Source organism: Xanthomonas sp. 3075, from assembly GCF_014197275.1.
Classification (GTDB): Bacteria; Pseudomonadota; Gammaproteobacteria; order Xanthomonadales; family Xanthomonadaceae; genus Xanthomonas; species Xanthomonas campestris_B.
On sequence record NZ_JACIFI010000003.1, the window covers coordinates 115,544 to 131,041 of the forward strand.

General features: G+C 67.9%; 12 protein-coding genes. 9 read left to right on the forward strand and 3 right to left on the reverse strand.

Translation table 11 applies throughout. The annotated features are described in order from the left end of the window. Positions 1-182 precede the first annotated feature (182 nt). From lptE to GGR62_RS04175, 5 genes are all read left to right on the forward strand, one after another. Positions 183-833, forward strand: a complete 651-nt coding sequence (gene lptE, locus GGR62_RS04155) for an LPS assembly lipoprotein LptE (protein WP_184406713.1) — start codon at positions 183-185, stop codon at positions 831-833. Between the two features lie 21 nt (positions 834-854). Beyond that, positions 855-1,883 carry a DNA polymerase III subunit delta gene (gene holA / locus GGR62_RS04160; protein WP_184406714.1) on the forward strand — a complete coding sequence of 343 codons (1,029 nt, stop codon included), beginning with the start codon at positions 855-857 and terminating at the stop codon, positions 1,881-1,883. Positions 1,884-2,017: 134 nt separating this feature from the next. After that, positions 2,018-2,743: a nicotinate-nucleotide adenylyltransferase gene (nadD, locus tag GGR62_RS04165; protein ID WP_326520235.1), complete on the forward strand. Its 726-nt coding sequence runs from the start codon at positions 2,018-2,020 to the stop codon at positions 2,741-2,743. A 61-nt stretch (positions 2,744-2,804) separates the two neighbouring features. Further along, entirely contained in the window at positions 2,805-3,215 is a 411-nt protein-coding gene (gene rsfS / locus GGR62_RS04170) for a ribosome silencing factor (protein WP_184406716.1), read from the forward strand. An 11-nt stretch (positions 3,216-3,226) separates the two neighbouring features. Then, positions 3,227-4,342, forward strand: a complete 1,116-nt coding sequence (locus tag GGR62_RS04175) for a J domain-containing protein (RefSeq protein ID WP_184406717.1) — start codon at positions 3,227-3,229, stop codon at positions 4,340-4,342. 573 nt (positions 4,343-4,915) lie between these two features. On the opposite strand, the gene GGR62_RS04180 is transcribed toward GGR62_RS04175, so the two are convergent. Then, positions 4,916-6,454, reverse strand: coding sequence for an alkaline phosphatase PhoX (locus tag GGR62_RS04180; RefSeq protein WP_184406718.1), 1,539 nt, complete (start codon positions 6,452-6,454; stop codon positions 4,916-4,918). A gap of 121 nt (positions 6,455-6,575) precedes the next feature. Between GGR62_RS04180 and rlmH the strand changes: the two genes are divergently transcribed. Then, positions 6,576-7,046 (forward strand): 23S rRNA (pseudouridine(1915)-N(3))-methyltransferase RlmH, encoded by a 471-nt coding sequence (gene rlmH / locus GGR62_RS04185; protein WP_184406719.1) that lies wholly within the window; start codon positions 6,576-6,578, stop codon positions 7,044-7,046. Positions 7,047-7,428: 382 nt separating this feature from the next. Here the strand turns inward: rlmH and GGR62_RS04190 are convergent, their stop codons facing one another. After that, on the reverse strand, positions 7,429-8,106 hold the full coding sequence (locus GGR62_RS04190) for an energy transducer TonB (RefSeq protein ID WP_184406720.1): 678 nt from the start codon (positions 8,104-8,106) through the stop codon (positions 7,429-7,431). 289 nt (positions 8,107-8,395) lie between these two features. Next, positions 8,396-9,130 (reverse strand): SIMPL domain-containing protein, encoded by a 735-nt coding sequence (locus tag GGR62_RS04195; protein ID WP_184406721.1) that lies wholly within the window; start codon positions 9,128-9,130, stop codon positions 8,396-8,398. 122 nt (positions 9,131-9,252) lie between these two features. On the opposite strand from GGR62_RS04195, the gene GGR62_RS04200 reads away from it, so the two are divergent. The 3 genes from GGR62_RS04200 to GGR62_RS04210 all read left to right on the forward strand — a co-directional run bounded on the left by GGR62_RS04200 (position 9,253) and on the right by GGR62_RS04210 (position 15,420). Then, positions 9,253-9,825, forward strand: coding sequence for a Maf-like protein (locus GGR62_RS04200; protein WP_184406722.1), 573 nt, complete (start codon positions 9,253-9,255; stop codon positions 9,823-9,825). Beyond that, entirely contained in the window at positions 9,825-11,324 is a 1,500-nt protein-coding gene (gene rng, locus GGR62_RS04205) for a ribonuclease G (RefSeq protein ID WP_184406723.1), read from the forward strand. Before GGR62_RS04200 ends, rng begins: the two co-directional genes overlap by 1 nt. A gap of 169 nt (positions 11,325-11,493) precedes the next feature. After that, positions 11,494-15,420, forward strand: a complete 3,927-nt coding sequence (locus GGR62_RS04210) for a YhdP family protein (RefSeq protein ID WP_184406724.1) — start codon at positions 11,494-11,496, stop codon at positions 15,418-15,420. Positions 15,421-15,498: the final 78 nt, after the last annotated feature.

Consider the following 15,498-nt stretch of genomic DNA (forward strand, 5'->3'; position numbering starts at 1 on the left):
ACTGGCGCGCAGGCAAGGGGACTGCGGTCGTTCTTGCCGATTCATTTCACTGGCGCGTGGCGACGCGTTTGTCATCACCGGCCGCCGCAGTTTTACTGCGGCGCTCTCAAGCCCCGTTCACGCGGTGTCGGGCAGGCTAGCCGCCTGTTGCCGCCGCCGGGGCGCTCATCCAGACTGTGCCCATGATTCGATTCCCTACTGCCTTCGCTACCTCCCTCGTGCTTGTGTCGAGCCTCACCGCCTGCGGATTCCATCTGCGTAATTCGCTGGCGTTGCCGCCCGATACCCCGGCGGTGAAAGTGCAGTCTGCGGTGCAGTACAGCGAACTGGCCAAGCTGCTGCGGCGCGGCCTCAAGGCCTCTGGCGCCACCCTGGCCGACGAGGATGCCAAGACCGGCTTTGCGCAGGTGCAGGTGTTGTCCGAGCGTTGGGGCGATCTGCCGATCGCCATCGACAGCCAGGGCCGTGCGCAGGAATACAGCCTGCGTTACGCGGCGATCTTCTCGGTCACCACCGCCAATGGCTCGGTGCTGGTGCCGCAGCAGGTGATCGAGCTGTCGCGCGATTACGTCTCCCCGCCGGTCGATGCCACCGGTACCGCGACCGAGCGCGAAATCCTTGCCGACGAATTGCGCAAGGACATGTCGGCCTCGATCCTGCGTCGTATCGACAGCGTGGTGCGCGCCCGTCTGGAACGCGGCGAAACCCTGGAAAGCACGCCGAGTGCGCCGCTGCCGCCAGCCGAGACGCCGCCTGCGCAGCCAACGACACCGCCCGAATCGAGCGTGCCCGCCGCGTTGCCGCCTGCATCGCAGTCGTCGTCGAACAACTAAGCGTCGCGCGCTTTCGCAGTCATGGAACTTCGCCCCGAGCAGCTTGCCGGTCAGTCCAGCCAGCCGTTACAGCCGGCTTATCTGATTGCCGGTCCAGAGACGCTACGCGTACTGGAAGCAGCCGATGCCGTGCGTGCACGCGCGCGTGCCGAAGGCATCAGCGAGCGTGAAGTGTTCGACGCCGATGGCCGCGAGTTCGACTGGAACCAACTGGACGCCACCTTCAACGCGCCCAGCCTGTTCAGCCCGCGCCGGCTGGTCGAGGTGCGCCTGCCCAGCGGCAAGCCGGGCAAGGACGGCGCCGAGGTCATCACCCGGTTCTGCGCCAACCCGCCGCCGGATGTGGTGCTGCTGATCACCGCCAACGACTGGAGCAAGGCGCATCAGGGCAAGTGGGCCGAGGCGATCGGCCGCATCGGCACCATTTCGGTGGCCTGGGCGATCAAACCGCATGAGCTGTCGGACTGGATCGAGCGCCGCCTGCGCAGCCAGGGCCTGCGTGCGGATGCTGCCGCCGTGCAGCGCCTGAGCGAGCGGGTGGAAGGCAACCTGCTGGCCGCCGCGCAGGAAATCGACAAGCTGGTGCTGCTGGCCGACGGCAAGGTGCTCGACCTGGAGGCGATGGAATCGCTGGTCGCCGATGCCGCACGCTACGACGTGTTCCGTCTGGCAGAGACGACGTTCTCCGGGCAGCCGGCCGCCGTGATCCGCATGCTCGCCGGCCTGCGTGCCGAGGGCGAGGCGGTGGCCGCGCTGATGCCGATCCTCATCAAGGAACTGCTACGCACCGCATCGCTGGCGAAGGTGCAGGCCAACGGGGGCAACCTCGCTGCCGAAATGAAATCGCAAGGCATCTGGGAATCGCGCCAGGCGCCGTTCAAGCGCGCGTTGCAACGCCACCCCGAGCCGCGTCGCTGGGAACGCTTTGTCGCCGAAGCCTCGCGGGTCGATCGCATGGCCAAGGGCCGCGCCGACGGCGACCCCTGGGTCGGCCTGGAACGCCTGCTGGTGGCCGTGGCCGAAGCCCGCGCGGTGAGATTGCTGGCGTGAAAGCCGGCGATGCCGCCCCCGGAGACCACGCCTCCGCCAACCGCCACGCGCGCTCCGCCTCCCGACACAGCGCAACACCCGGCCAGGCCGCACCTGCGGCCACCTTCAGCAGCGCGGCTCCCACCTCGCCGCTCATCGGTTCCCGCTCCGCAGCGCTGAAGCCTCGCTCTTCCGAATCCCCAATCCCGATTCCCGACTCCCGGCTCCACGTCTACTACGGCGGCACCTTCGACCCGATCCACCTGGGCCACCTCGCCATCGCCTGCGCCGCGCGCGACGAACTCGGCGCGCTGGTGCATCTGGTGCCGGCCGCCGATCCGCCGCATCGCCCCGCGCCCGGCGCCACCGCCGCGCAACGCGCGCGCATGCTGGAACTGGCGCTGGCCGATACCGCCGGGCTGCTGCTGGACACCCGCGAACTGCAACGCGCCAGCCATGACAGCGCGCCGTCCTACACCGTCGAGACCTTGCGCGAACTGCGTGCCGAACTCGGCCCAACCACACCGATCGCCTGGCTGCTCGGCGCCGATGCCTTCGTCGGGTTGAGCCACTGGCATGAGTGGGAAGCGCTGTTCGCCCTGGCGCACTTCGTCATCGCCGCGCGTCCGGGCATCGCGCTGGACCTGGCCGACGCGCCGCAGCTGGCCGAGGCGGTGCAGGGCCGGTGGGCGGCCAGCGCGGGCGAACTGGGCACCACGCCGGCCGGCCGCCTGTGGCGACTGCATCAACCGCTGCGCAGCGAATCGGCCAGCGCGGTGCGCGCGCGCATTGCCGACAGGGGTGCCTGGCAAGCGCTGGTACCGCCGCCGGTGGCGGCTTTCATCGCGCACGCACACCTGTATGGCCACGTGCCCGGTTAACTGAACACGCATCCGGCCGGACCGGCCTATAATTCACGCCAATTCCATCGAGTTGCCCGCTTTGACCACCCAAGCTCAAGTCATCAAGACCTCCATTCCGAATCCGCCGCCGTCCGTGCCGGACCTGTTGGCCACCGTGCGCGAAGCCGTCGAGGAACTGAAAGCCAAGGACGTGGTCGAGATCGATGTGCGCGGCAAGTCCAGCGTCTGCGATTACATGGTGGTCGCCTCGGGCACCTCGACCCGCCATGTGAAGTCGATCGCCGAAGAGGTGGTCAAGTTCGCCAAGCGCCTGGACGTGATGCCGCTGGGCGTGGAAGGCGAGCGCGAGGCCGAGTGGGTGCTGGTGGACCTGGGCGACGTGGTGGTGCATGTGATGCTGCCGCGCGTGCGCGAGTTCTATGCGCTGGAGCGGCTGTGGACCGTTGGCGACCAGCGTCCGGACGATGCAGATGCCGATCCTGAAGAGTGAGTGAGCCGGGTATGCCGCGCAAGGCCCGACCCGCGACCGATGCGCCTGCCTCGCAGGCGCTGCAGCAACTGCGCAGCCAACCTGCGCTGGCCTCCGGGGCGCCGCTGTCGCCGGCACGCAAGCGCTTCGACCGCTTGCTGCGCGATCTGGAACGTCATCGCGGCGAATTGCAGGCCTGGCAGGTGGCGCTTACGCAGTGGCGCGAGCGTTACCACAGCGAACTGCAGCCCTTGCTCGACCATCGCCGCGCCGCCGATATCGCGCTGGTCGAAGAGCTCGATCGCGCGCACGCCACGGTCAAACTGGGCAAGGCCGATCGCGAATTTCTGTCCGAGTTGCTATGCGATATCGCCGGCCCGCTGATCGAGGCCGGACATGACGCGCTGCGGCCGATATACGACCGCCATAGCGCAGTCGGCTACGATCAGGACGTTTCCGAATCCGATGCGCTGATAAAGCAGATTCTCGGCCAGGCCTACGGGCTGGATGCCGACGAACTGGATGGCGTCGACTCGCCCGAAGAGCTCTACGCGCGCGTCAGCGAGCGGTTGGAGCAGGAACATGCGCAGCAGCAGCAACGCCACACGCAACGTCGCAAGCGTGCCGAGAAAAAAGCGGGTGTCGAAAGTACCGAACCGCCACCACTGCGCGAGTTGTATCGCAAGCTGGCCGGCAACCTGCACCCGGACCGTGCCAAGGACGCCGACGACCACGCCTCGCGCACCCTCCTCATGCAGCGGCTCAATGCCGCCTACAAGGCTGGCGATCTGCTGGGCTTGCTCGAATTGCAGGCCGAAATCGGTTTGTTGGACGCGCAAGGCGTGAATGCGATGAGCGCGGCGCGGCTGCAGGACTATAACCGCGAGCTGGATCGGCAGTGCAAGGATCTTCAGCAACAGGTACTGCAACAGTCGGAGAACTTCTGTGCCGAATACGGACTGGATCTACAGTCGCGCCCCAAGCCCGAACGGCTCAGCAGATTGATGGCGCAACTCAAGCGCGAGATCGAGGACGAGGTGATCCACGCGCGTCACGACCTGCGCGAGCTGCAAGATCCGCAATCGCTCAAGCGCTGGTTGAAGCTGCAACGCGCCATGGCCAGTATGCCCGACGCGCCCTGGTTCTGACACGCGCGTCCAGTTGGCAGGCCGCGGTGCTTGCTGTGTTTTGCGTTGCTGCCCGCGCGGAGTGTCGAGTTCTCCAGTGAGTTGGCAGGCCAGCCGGCAAACGAGCCTCGCGGCGTGAGCTGTTCCACGTTCCGCAAGCAATGGACATGCCGGTCGCGCGATCACGACATGCGCAGGCGCGTTGCCTGGAACGGACGCACCTGGATGCCGCAATCGCCACGCGCGCCACGTCCATCCGGGGCGCGTTGACGCGCCGCGTCCTCGGCGCGCTGCGCGGAATCGGCGGGCAGCCCCGGGGTAGCGCAATCGCCGTCTACCGCGCGCCACGAATCCGTCTGGCTGCAGTCTGTGCGCAGCGTTCATGCGCGCCGCGCGCAAGACGCCTTAGGGGGCCGTCGCCGCAGCTGCGTGCGAGGTGTTCATACAGTGTCATTGGCGTGCGGCATGTCGTCAGCCGCCTTAAGAGGCGGCCGGACGGACACCTGCTCCGTCCGGCCGCGCATGGCTCTGGCGATCATTGCGGCGGGCTTACGCCGCTGGCGTCTTCCTGAAGCCTGCTTTCCTGCACCTCGCCTACAACGGCCCGCGTTCCCAAGGCCCGGTGATCGCCAGGGTGATGCCCGGTGTCTGGATGTTGACGAACAAGGTGCGCGCCAGCGGATCCCAGCACGCGCCGCAGAACTCGGTATCGCGGTAATCGCCTTCGGCAATGGTCTTGCCGGCATCGGCGATCTGCTGCGAGGTGAGTTGCACGTTGTTCTTGGCCAGATAGAACGATTCGCCGCTGCGGGTGAGTCCGAGCAGTCGCGCACCGGGACCGTATTCGTCCGGACTCTCGCCGCCGTCTTCGCACAACACCACGCCGCCGCGCGCGCTGACGGTGACGTTGTCCGGGTTATGCGCCGCAAGCTGATTGCCGCTGACGAACAGCGCGCTCAGGCGCTGGGTGAACAGGTCCAGCACCCACACCGCGCCATTGCCGTAACCGCGGCGGCCCTGCGCATCCACGCCGGTGCTGGTGTCGACGATGAAGAGCTTGCCGTAGCTGTACCAGATACCTTCGCCACGGCTCATGCGCAGCGCACCGTCGGCCCAGGCCTGCGCAAACGGCCCGCTCAAGGTGTCGTTGGCGCCGATATCCGGGAAGCCGGTCGGTGCGACGATGCTGTCCAGATCGGGCTCGGTGATATCCACCCACTCCAGCTGGAACTGCTGGCCGATGCTGGCGACAGTGAGATCGGCGTTGCGCTGCCCGCGCACGCGCGCGGCCTGCAGCCGGCCGCCGTTCTCCAGCGAGCCGTTGCGGCCGCGACGATCGTTGGGAATGAAGCGATACAGCCCGGCCTTGTTGCGGTCGTCTTCGGTGAGATAGACGATGCCGGTGCGCGGATCGATCGCCACTGCCTCGTGGCTGAAGCGGCCCAGGCCGACCAGCGGACGCCCGGTGGTGCGATGGCTGTCCGGGTCCACTTCGAACACGTAGCCATGTTTGTGACCGGTGCTGGAGACCGTATCGGACTTGATCTCTTCGCAGCTCAGCCAGGTGCCCCACGGGGTGGGGCCGCCGGCGCAGTTGACCAACGTACCGCCCAGGCTCGGCTCCAGGCTGCCCCAGCCGCGCCTGCCATAACTCAAGGTGGTGGTGCCGCCGCCGGCCTGCTGGCTGCCGCTGACGATGCCGGTGTCGTACATGGCCGGCGCGCGCAGCGGCGTGGTGGCGCCGCGTTCGTGGTTGCGGATCAGCACGTATTCCAGGCCGCGCAGCGGGTCGCTGCCCGGGCGCCAATCCGGACGCCGCAGGCCGACCACGGCCATGCCGTCGTGCCGGTCGGGGCAGGGCTGGCCATCGTCCATGCGATCGCCGCTCCAGCCGAACGAGCGGTAGCTGAAACCGCGCGGCAGCTGCAGCAACGGCAGCCCGGTGCTCTGATCGGCCACCGGCGCGAGCGGGCCGTAGCGGCTGGGCACCGGCGCAAGCTGCAGCGGCGAGGAGGTGGTTGCAGCCTGTGCCTGGCGTGATTGCAGCGCACTCAAGCTGCCAAGGGCGCCGGCGGCCATGACGGCGGCGCTGCCCTTGAGGACCTGGCGGCGGGCGGGATCGAAAATCGGCATCGAACGACTCCTGCGTGGCTGGGTGGTTGGGTGACACTAATTGCCGGCTGTAACCACGCGATGACACACAACGGCAAATCGCCACGGACTGCCCAGGCTGTGACGCGGATATCATGTGACGATGAAATGCCGACTCATCGCTACCGGCGAGCGCGCACCGGCCTGGGTGGCGCAGGGCTTTGCCGAATATCAGAAACGTCTCTCGCACTGGATGCCGCTGGAGCTGGTCGAGATCGAACCGGGCCTGCGCGGCAAGGGCCGCGATGCGCAACGCGCCATCGACGACGAAGGCCGCCGCGTGCTCGCCGCGCTACCCAAGAATGCGCATGTGGTCGCGCTCGACGTGCCAGGGCGCCCGCTCAGTTCCGAACAGCTGGCCCAGCGCATGGAATATTGGCGCGGGCAGGGCCGCGATCTGGCGTTTCTGATCGGCGGCCCCGAAGGTCACGCGTCCGATGTGCTGAAAACCGCCAGCGAAAGCTGGTCGATCGGACCACTCACCTTGCCGCACATGCTGGTGCGTCTGATCGTGGCCGAGCAGCTGTACCGCGCTGCGGCGATGCTGGCCAATCATCCGTATCACCGCGCGTAAGTTTCACCGCGCGTCAGTGGTGCGCACGGCGTACGCAGTTGCATCCACTGCGGCGCTGGCCGTCATCATGCGGCGGCGGAATCCTCGAAGCCGCGATGACAGACGTCTGCGCGCCCTGCTCGCCGGCCACGCGCCTCCGAGGGTTGCAAGATGCTGACTGCTCTACCGGTCGTGGCGATTGCGGCGTTGCCCCGACAGTGCAATCCCCATGTTGAACACGCGCCGCGCTGCAGCCGGGGTCGCGCTCCTGTGGCGTCACGCCGTCGTCGGCTTTTCCCCCAAGCCAAGAGTCGTCTGGTGTAAACGCAGATCGTCGGCGCTCTCTGCGTCACGCTCGAATGCGGCGACCCGCATGCCGAATCGCCGCATTCGCGTATCGCGCTCAGTTCAACGAAAAGCTCACCGGCACCAGGCCATACGCCTGCACGGCCTGACCGTTCTGCATCGCTGGTTGGAAACGCCAGTGGCGCAGGACCTGGTTACGTGCCGCCAGATCGAGGGCGCGATGACCGCTGCTGGTCTGCACGTTGACCTCGGTCGGGCGGCCGTCGGTGGCGACCAGCACGCGCAGCAGCACCGTGCCTTGCTGTTCGGCACGCAACGCGGCCACCGGATAACTCGGTGCCGGTGAGCTCAGGTAGTGCAGCTGGCCTGCCTCGACCGGCGCGCTGGGTGCGGAAATGGCCGGTGCGCTGTCCGGCGCGGCGTCGGCAACCGCAGGCAGGGCAAGCGATGCGCTATCGACCACCGCCGGCTGACTGACCACCGGCGCTTGCAGCTGCACCGGCACGGTGGTCGGCGGCGTACGCGTGGGCGGCGGGGTGAACTTCACCTCGATCGGAAAGACCGGTGTCGGCACAGGGGGCGTCGGCACGGTGATGGGCATGACCCAGCGTTCTTTCGGCGTGGGAGGCTGCGGAATCGACCGGTACGAGAGAGGAATCAACAACAGACCGCCGGCCAGCAAGTGCAAGGCCACTGCTGTGCTCATCGCCAGAACGCGCGAGGCGTCAATGCCGGTGGGGCGGAAAGAAACCTGAGACTGCGTGCGAACCATCATCCACCTCCTGAACGGAACTGCGGAAAGGACCAACGCGACCCGGACGCAGTACTCCATCCGGTAGCGTAGGTTTACCGCGACCCAGGCGGGGGCACAAGCGATTTCGCAGTGCCGGGCATGGCGCCGGCGCATGCATCGGCTCGGGCCGATCCGCAGAGTGCGAGCGCCCGGCGCTTGTCGATGAGCTCGTGCCGAGCGGTAAGGCGGACGCCACGTCCGTTGCGTGCGCGCAAAAAAAAACTGCCCCCGAAGAGGGCAGTCTGAAACGTCGCCGCAGCGAGCGAGGCGATCAACGCCCCAGTTCGAAGGTTACCTCCAGGTTGATCGACAGCGTGGTTTCGCCCGGCGCAACCGGCGTATCCATTTCGGCCTTGGCCGAGCGCAGCGAGGCGGCCATCATCATCGGGCGCACGCCACCGCCGCTGTGGCCTTCGGAGATGCTGACGATGCGGCGCACCTTCAGACCCAGCGACTTGGCGTAGGTTTCAGCGCGGGCCTGGGCCTTCTTCAGTGCGGCCACGCGGGCTTCGTCGTAGACCGGTTCGGGCTGGTCGATCGAAAAGCTCGGGCCGTTGATGTCGTTGGCGCCCTGGGCGACCAGGGCGTCGAGCACCTTGCCCAGGCGGGTGATGTCGCGCACCTTCAGGCTGATCGTGTTGCTGGCCTGGTAGCCGTTGATCTTGGGCGCTTCGTTTTCCTTGTAGGTGTACTGCGGGCTGAGGTTGATGCCGCTGGTCTGCACGTCCTTGTCGGCGATGCCGGCGGCCTTCACGGCGGCCATGACCTTGCTCATCCGCTCGGCGTTCTGGCGCATGGCGGCATTGCCGTCGGCCGCCTGCGTGACCACCCCGGCAGACAGTGTGGCGATGTCGGGCACGCGCTTGGCTTCCGCCTCGGCCGACACGTTGAGCAGGGTGCCGTCGTTGGGAATGGTGTAACTCGGAGCGGTCTGGGCGTGGGCGGTCATGGCGGTTCCGGCAGCGATGGACAGGGCCAGCAACAATGGCATGAGGGTGGGTCGCATAAGATCTCCTGGTCTGTGCGGCGAGCGTGTTGTGAGCGCGATGAACAGCTTGTGAGTCAAGCGCGACCACTGTCGCCCGCGCAAGCAAGCGGGCGAGCACAGGCAACGGGTATGCTGGTCGGATGCTCTATCTCGCCTCCCGGTCGCCGCGCCGACAAGAACTCCTGCAACGCCTGGATGTGCCTTTCCAGACCTTGCAACTGGACGTGCCCGAGTTGCGCGCAGCCGACGAATCGCCCGCGCACTACGTACAACGCGTCGCGCTGCACAAGGCGCGCGCCGGCTTGGCGCAGGTGCAGGCCCGCGACCCCGGCGCGATCGTGCTGGGCTCCGATACCGAGGTCGTGCTGGGCGAGCGGGTGTTCGGCAAGCCGGTCGATGTCGACGATGCGATCGCGATGCTGCGCGTGTTGTCCGGGCGCACCCACCAGGTACTCACGGCGGTGGTTCTAGTCTGCGCACAGCGCGCCCCGGCGCAGGCATTGGTGGTGTCGGAGGTGACCTTCGATACGCTCGATGACGCGCAGATCGCTGCGTACGCGGCCTGTGGCGAGCCCATGGGCAAGGCCGGTGCCTATGCGATTCAGGGGCGCGCAGAACGTTTTATCAGCCATTTGTCCGGCAGCTATTCCGGCGTGATGGGATTGCCGCTGCATCACACCTCGCAGTTGCTCACAGCCTTCGGAGCGCATTGATGTCGGAAGAGATCTTGGTCAACGTCACCCCGCGCGAAACCCGCGTGGCGGTGATCGAGAACGGCATGTTGCAGGAGCTGCATATCGAGCGCGGCTGGCGCCGCGGCGTGGTCGGCAATATCTACAAGGGCAAGGTGCAGCGGGTGATGCCCGGCATGCAGGCGGCGTTCGTCGAGCTGGGCCTGGAGCGCGCCGCGTTCCTGCACGCCAACGACGTGGTGCGTCCGGCGCCGGCGCCGGCCAGCGTGGTGGATACCGAAGAGACCCCGATTCCGCCGCCGCCGGCCGCGGCCGTGCCGATCGTGGAGCTGCTGCGCGACGGTCAGGACATCGTGGTGCAGGTGGTCAAGGACCCGATCGGCACCAAGGGCGCGCGGCTCACCACCCAGATCAGCATTCCCTCGCGTTATCTGGTGCTGCTGCCGCAGTCCAAGATCGTCGGGGTGTCGGCGCGGATCGAGGACGAGGCCGAGCGGCTGCGCCTGAAGACCATCGTCAGCGAGGTCTCCGCCCAGCACGGTGGCTTCGGCTACATCATCCGCACCAACGCCGAAGGCCAGCCGGCCGAGGCGCTGGCCGAGGACATCGCCTATCTGTCGCGGGTCTGGACCGTGGTGGAGCGGCGTGGGCGCGAAGCGCCACCGTGCAGCATCATCTACGAAGACCTCAGCCTGCCGTTGCGGGCGGTGCGCGACCTGATCCGCAAGGACGTGGAGAAGGTCAAGGTCGATTCCAACGAGACCTTCGTGCAGCTGCAGGCGTTCGTGGCCAAGTACATGCCGGTGCTGGCCGAGCGGCTGGAGCTGTACACCGGCGACCGGCCGATCTTCGACCTGTACGGGGTCGAGGACGAGATCGGCCGCGCGTTGAACAAGCAGGTGCCGCTCAAGTCCGGTGGCTACCTGGTGATCGACCAGACCGAGGCGATGACCACCATCGACGTCAACACCGGCTCGTTCGTCGGTCAGCGCAATCTCGAAGAAACCGTGTTCCGCACCAACCTGGAAGCCGCGCAGGCGGTGGCGCGGCAGCTGCGGCTGCGCAACCTGGGCGGGATCATCATCATCGACTTCATCGACATGGACGATGCCGAGCACCGCCGCCAGGTGCTGCGCACGCTGGAGAAGGCGCTGGCGCGCGACCACGCCAAGACCACGGTCTACGAGTTCTCGCCGCTGGGCCTGGTGGAGATGACCCGCAAGCGCACCGTCGAAAGCCTGGAACGGCAGTTGTCGGAAACCTGCGGCCAGTGCGGCGGGCGCGGCACCATCAAGACCGCCGAAACGGTGACCTACGAAATCTTCCGCGAGATCACCCGTGCGGTGCGCCAGTTCGATGCCGCGCGGCTGCTGGTGATCGCCTCGTCCAAGGTAGTTGCGCGCATCACCGACGAAGAATCCGCAGCGGTGGCCGAACTGGAAGAATTCCTGGGCAAGAGCATCCGCTTCCAGTCCGACGACCAGTATCTGCAGGAGCAGTTCGATGTGGTGCTGCTGTGAAGCGGAGAATAGAGAGTCGGGAATCGGGAATGGGGGTGGAGCGAAAGGCGCGCTGCGGGGTGCTGGCGACATCTTTAGAATGGCGGCGTGCGCGGATGGATGATCGTGCGCGCGGCGCGGTTTGTGCTCTTACGATTCCCTATTCCCCATTCCCCATTCCCGGCCGTTAATGCCCACCCCGCTGCGCCGTCGTCTCCGTCTGTTTCGCCGCTATGCGATCACCGCCGCCGCGCTTGCGCTGGTGGCGATCGCGTTGCTGGTGGGTGCGGCCAGCCAGGCGCTGCCGTTGGCCGAGCAGCGGCCGCAGCAGGTCGCCGCGTGGCTGAGCGCGCGCGCCGGCCAACCGATCGCCTTCGATCGCCTGCAGACCGAGTGGACCCGGCGCGGTCCGCTGTTGCGGTTGGATGGCTTGCGCATCGGTCCGCATGGCGAGGTGCGCGTGGGCCAGGCCGAAATCCTGCTGGCGATGTATGCCGGCTTGTTGCCCGGCCATTCGCTGACCGAAGTGCGCCTGCGCGGATTGGCGCTGACGCTGCAACGTAGCGATGACGGCGTGTGGTCGGTGCAGGGCCTGCCGGCCGGGCAGCGGTCCGACCCGTTGGAGGCGCTGCGCCGGCTTGGCGAGATCCAGGTCGCCGAGGCGCGCTTGCACGTGATCGCCCCGTCGATCGGGCTGGACACCACGCTGCCGCGCATCGACCTGCGCCTGCGCGTCAGCGGCTCGACGGTGAAGGTGGGCAGCCGCAGCTGGATCGATCTGCAGCGTGCGCCGTTGACCACCGTGCTGGAGTTCGATCGCGACAGCGGCGACGGCCATGCCTACGCGCAGGCCGACCCGGCCGATCTGTCGGCATGGGCATCGTTGCTGCAATTCGGCGGCATGCGCGTGGACGGCGGTGGCGGACGCCTGCAGGCGTGGGCGCAGCTGCGTGCGCGCCGCATCGCGGCGGTCACCGTGGATGCCGACCTGCAGCAAGTGCGCTTGTCCGGTACGGCGCTGCCAGAGGAGACCGCGCGCCGCACACTGGTCTGGGAACGGCTGCAGGCGCGCGCGCGCTGGCAGACCATCGACGGCGGTTGGCGGCTGGATGCGCCTCTGCTGCGGCTGGGCCAGGCGGCCAAGCTGCAGCAGCTGGACGGGCTGAGCATTGCCGGTGGGCGCCGCTATGCGGTGGTGGCGCAGAAGATGGACGTTTCCGGCTTGATCGCCGCGGCGGCCCTGAGCGAGCGGTTGTCGCCTGGCCTGCGGCGCTGGCTGAGCCTGTCCAGGCCGCACGTGCGGGTGAGCGATCTGCAGGTTGCAGGCGAGCAGGGCGGCGCGGTGCGGGCGCAGGGCCGGATCGAAGAGCTGGGCTTTCTGCCGGTGGGCAACTCGCCGGGCATCAGCGGCCTGCGCGGCCGGATCGATGGCGATGCGCAGGCGGTCGAGCTGGAGACCGCGCCGGACGCCACGTTGCGGTTCGACTGGCCGACCGGCTTTGGCGTGGTGCACGAGGTGCAACTGGCCGGCCGGATCGTCGGCTGGCGCGAGGGGGCCGGCTGGCAGGTGGCCACGCCAGCGCTGCGTGTACAGGCCAAGGACTACGGCGCCAATGTCCGCGGCGGGTTGTGGTTCCAGAACGATGGCAGCCGCCCGCGCATCCAGCTGGCCGCGCAACTGGACGACGTCGCCTTGCCGGTGGCGCGCACGTTCTGGATCCGCTCCAAGATGAGCAAGGCGGCGATCGACTGGCTGGACATGGCGGTGGCCGGCGGTGTCGTCACCGGCGGTACCGGCCTGGTCAGCGGCGACCTGGACGACTGGCCGTTCGATCACAACGACGGCCGCTTCGAAGCGTTCGGGCAGATCCGCGACGGCGTGATCCGCTTCAATCCGGAGTGGCCGGCGATGGAGCAGGTACAGGCCGACCTGCGCTTCATCGGCAACGGATTCTCGTTGCAGGGCAAGGGCGAGCTGGCAGGTGCGCCGATCGCCACCCTGGACGCCGGCATTCCCAGCTTCGCCACCTCCGAGCTGTACGTGCGTGCTTCCACCCAGGCCGACGCCGCGCAACTGCTGGGCATGCTGCGCAAGAGTCCGTTGGAGCGCCGCTATGGCGACACGCTGCGCAATATCGCGGTGTCCGGCCCGGCGACGGTGAGCTTCGATTTACTGCGGCCGTTGCGCACGCACGGCGTGGGCGGCCATCTGCAGGGCACGGTGGCGTTGCAGGGCGCCAAGCTGGCCGATGCGCGCTGGAATCTGGCCTTCGACCAGGTCAGCGGCCATGCCGAGTACCGCGATACCGGTTTCGCTGCCGAGCACCTGAGCGTGCAGCACCAGGGCCGCATCGGCGATCTGTCGTTGCGCGCGGGCGACTTCGTGCAGGACCCGCTGCAAGCCTTCGAAGCGCGCTTCGGCGCCACCCTGGATGCCAGTGAGTTGTTCGACCGCGCCCCGCAGATGGAGTGGCTGCGCCCGTACGTGCATGGCAGTGCGCCCTGGCAGGTGGGGGTGGATGTACCGCTGCCGCGTCCGGGGCAAGCCGATGCGCAGGCGCTGCTGAGTCTGCGCTCGGAACTGATCGGCACCACCCTGGATCTGCCGGCGCCGCTGGACAAGGCCGCCGCCCAGCCCTTGGACACGCGGGTCAAGGTCGCGTTGCCGGTCGGCGATGGCGATATCGACGTGGCGTTCGGCAAGCTGGTCGCGCTCAAGGCCAGCAGCCAGGGCAATCAGACCGGCGTGCGCGTGGTGATGGGCACCGACACCGTGACCGAGCGTCCGCCGGCCAATGGACTGGTGGTCGTCGGCCGCACGAGCTCGCTGGATGCGATCGAGTGGATCGGCCTGGCGCGTGGCGGCAACGTCCCGGACATGCCGCCGCTGCCGGGCCAGCCGGCAATCCCGAAAAAGGACGCGGTACCGCTGCAGCAGGTGGACGTGCAGGTGGACAAGCTGCTGATGATCGGCGGCGTCTTCCCGCAGACGCGCCTGCGCCTGCGCCCCACCCGCGATGCGGTGGCGGTGACCTTGGACGGCCCATCGCTGGCCGGCCAGCTCAGCGTGCCCAATGCCGATGGCGCGGTGGTGCAGGGCAAGCTCGCCACCGTGCATTGGCAACCGGTGGCCGCACCGGCCGAACCGGCCGCGCCCGAACCCGGCGACCCGTTGGCCGGTGCCTTGCCGGAGCCGGCACGGCGTGCAGTGGCCGAATTCGATCCGGTGTCGATTCCACCGCTGGCGCTGGATATCGACGACCTGCAGGTCGGCAAGATGACCCTGGGCACGGCCACGTTACGCAGCAGCCGGCTCACCGACGGCATGCAGGTGGATCAGCTGCAATTGCGCTCCAACGACCAGAACATCGGCCTGACCGGCGCCTGGCGCGGCAAGGGCGATGCCGCCAGCACCCGGCTGTCGGCGCGGGTGGACAGCCGCAACCTCGGCAACCTGTTGCAGAACCTCACCCTGGGCGGCCAGCTGCGCGGCGGCGAAGGCCAACTGGAACTCAATGCCGGCTGGCAGGGTCCGCCGACCGGCTTTGCGCTTGGCTCGCTGGACGGCAATCTCACGGTCGACGTGCGCAACGGCCAGTTGCTGGAAGTGGACCCCGGCGCCGGCCGGGTGCTCGGCCTGCTCAGCGTGGCGCAGTTGCCGCGTCGGCTGATGTTCGACTTCCGCGACTTCTTCTCCAAGGGCCTGGCCTTCAACAAGCTGGACGGCGAGGTCCGCTTTGGCGGCGGCTTCGCGCGTACCGATGCCATCCGCATCGAAGGCCCGGCCGCCGACATCAGCATTCGCGGACAGACCGACCTGCGTGCCCAGACCTTCGACCAGACCGTGGACGTGAACCCCAAGGCCGGCAATCTGCTGACCGTGGTCGGTGCGGTGGCCGGTGGGCCGGTCGGCGCGGCGGTGGGCGCGGCCGCCAATGCGGTGCTCGGCAAACCGCTGGGCGCGATTGGCGCCAAGACCTACCACGTCACCGGGCCGTGGAAGGATCCGCAGGTGGATGTGGTGGAACGCGAAGCGCGCGAACGTGCGCCGAGCAAGCCGTCCGCACCGGGGGCGCCGACGGCCAGGCCAGCCAGATCGGGCGCATCGCCACGCTGACGCGTTCAATCGTGTGTGTGGCGGGGACGCCGTCTACGCTGCGCGCAGATGGCGGGTCTCTGCGTTCTCCACTTCGTC

Excerpts from the sequence above, each read along its gene's own strand:
- GGR62_RS04175 (WP_184406717.1), top strand. The coding sequence starts at position 3,227 with ATGCCGCGCAAGGCCCGACCCGCGACCGATGCGCCTGCCTCGCAGGCG.
- rlmH (WP_184406719.1), top strand. The coding sequence starts at position 6,576 with ATGAAATGCCGACTCATCGCTACCGGCGAGCGCGCACCGGCCTGGGTG.
- rng (WP_184406723.1), top strand. The coding sequence starts at position 9,825 with ATGTCGGAAGAGATCTTGGTCAACGTCACCCCGCGCGAAACCCGCGTG.
- lptE (WP_184406713.1), top strand. The coding sequence starts at position 183 with ATGATTCGATTCCCTACTGCCTTCGCTACCTCCCTCGTGCTTGTGTCG.
- holA (WP_184406714.1), top strand. The coding sequence starts at position 855 with ATGGAACTTCGCCCCGAGCAGCTTGCCGGTCAGTCCAGCCAGCCGTTA.
- GGR62_RS04190 (WP_184406720.1), bottom strand. The coding sequence starts at position 8,106 with ATGATGGTTCGCACGCAGTCTCAGGTTTCTTTCCGCCCCACCGGCATT.
- GGR62_RS04195 (WP_184406721.1), bottom strand. The coding sequence starts at position 9,130 with ATGCGACCCACCCTCATGCCATTGTTGCTGGCCCTGTCCATCGCTGCC.
- GGR62_RS04210 (WP_184406724.1), top strand. The coding sequence starts at position 11,494 with ATGCCCACCCCGCTGCGCCGTCGTCTCCGTCTGTTTCGCCGCTATGCG.
- GGR62_RS04200 (WP_184406722.1), top strand. The coding sequence starts at position 9,253 with ATGCTCTATCTCGCCTCCCGGTCGCCGCGCCGACAAGAACTCCTGCAA.
- GGR62_RS04180 (WP_184406718.1), bottom strand. The coding sequence starts at position 6,454 with ATGCCGATTTTCGATCCCGCCCGCCGCCAGGTCCTCAAGGGCAGCGCC.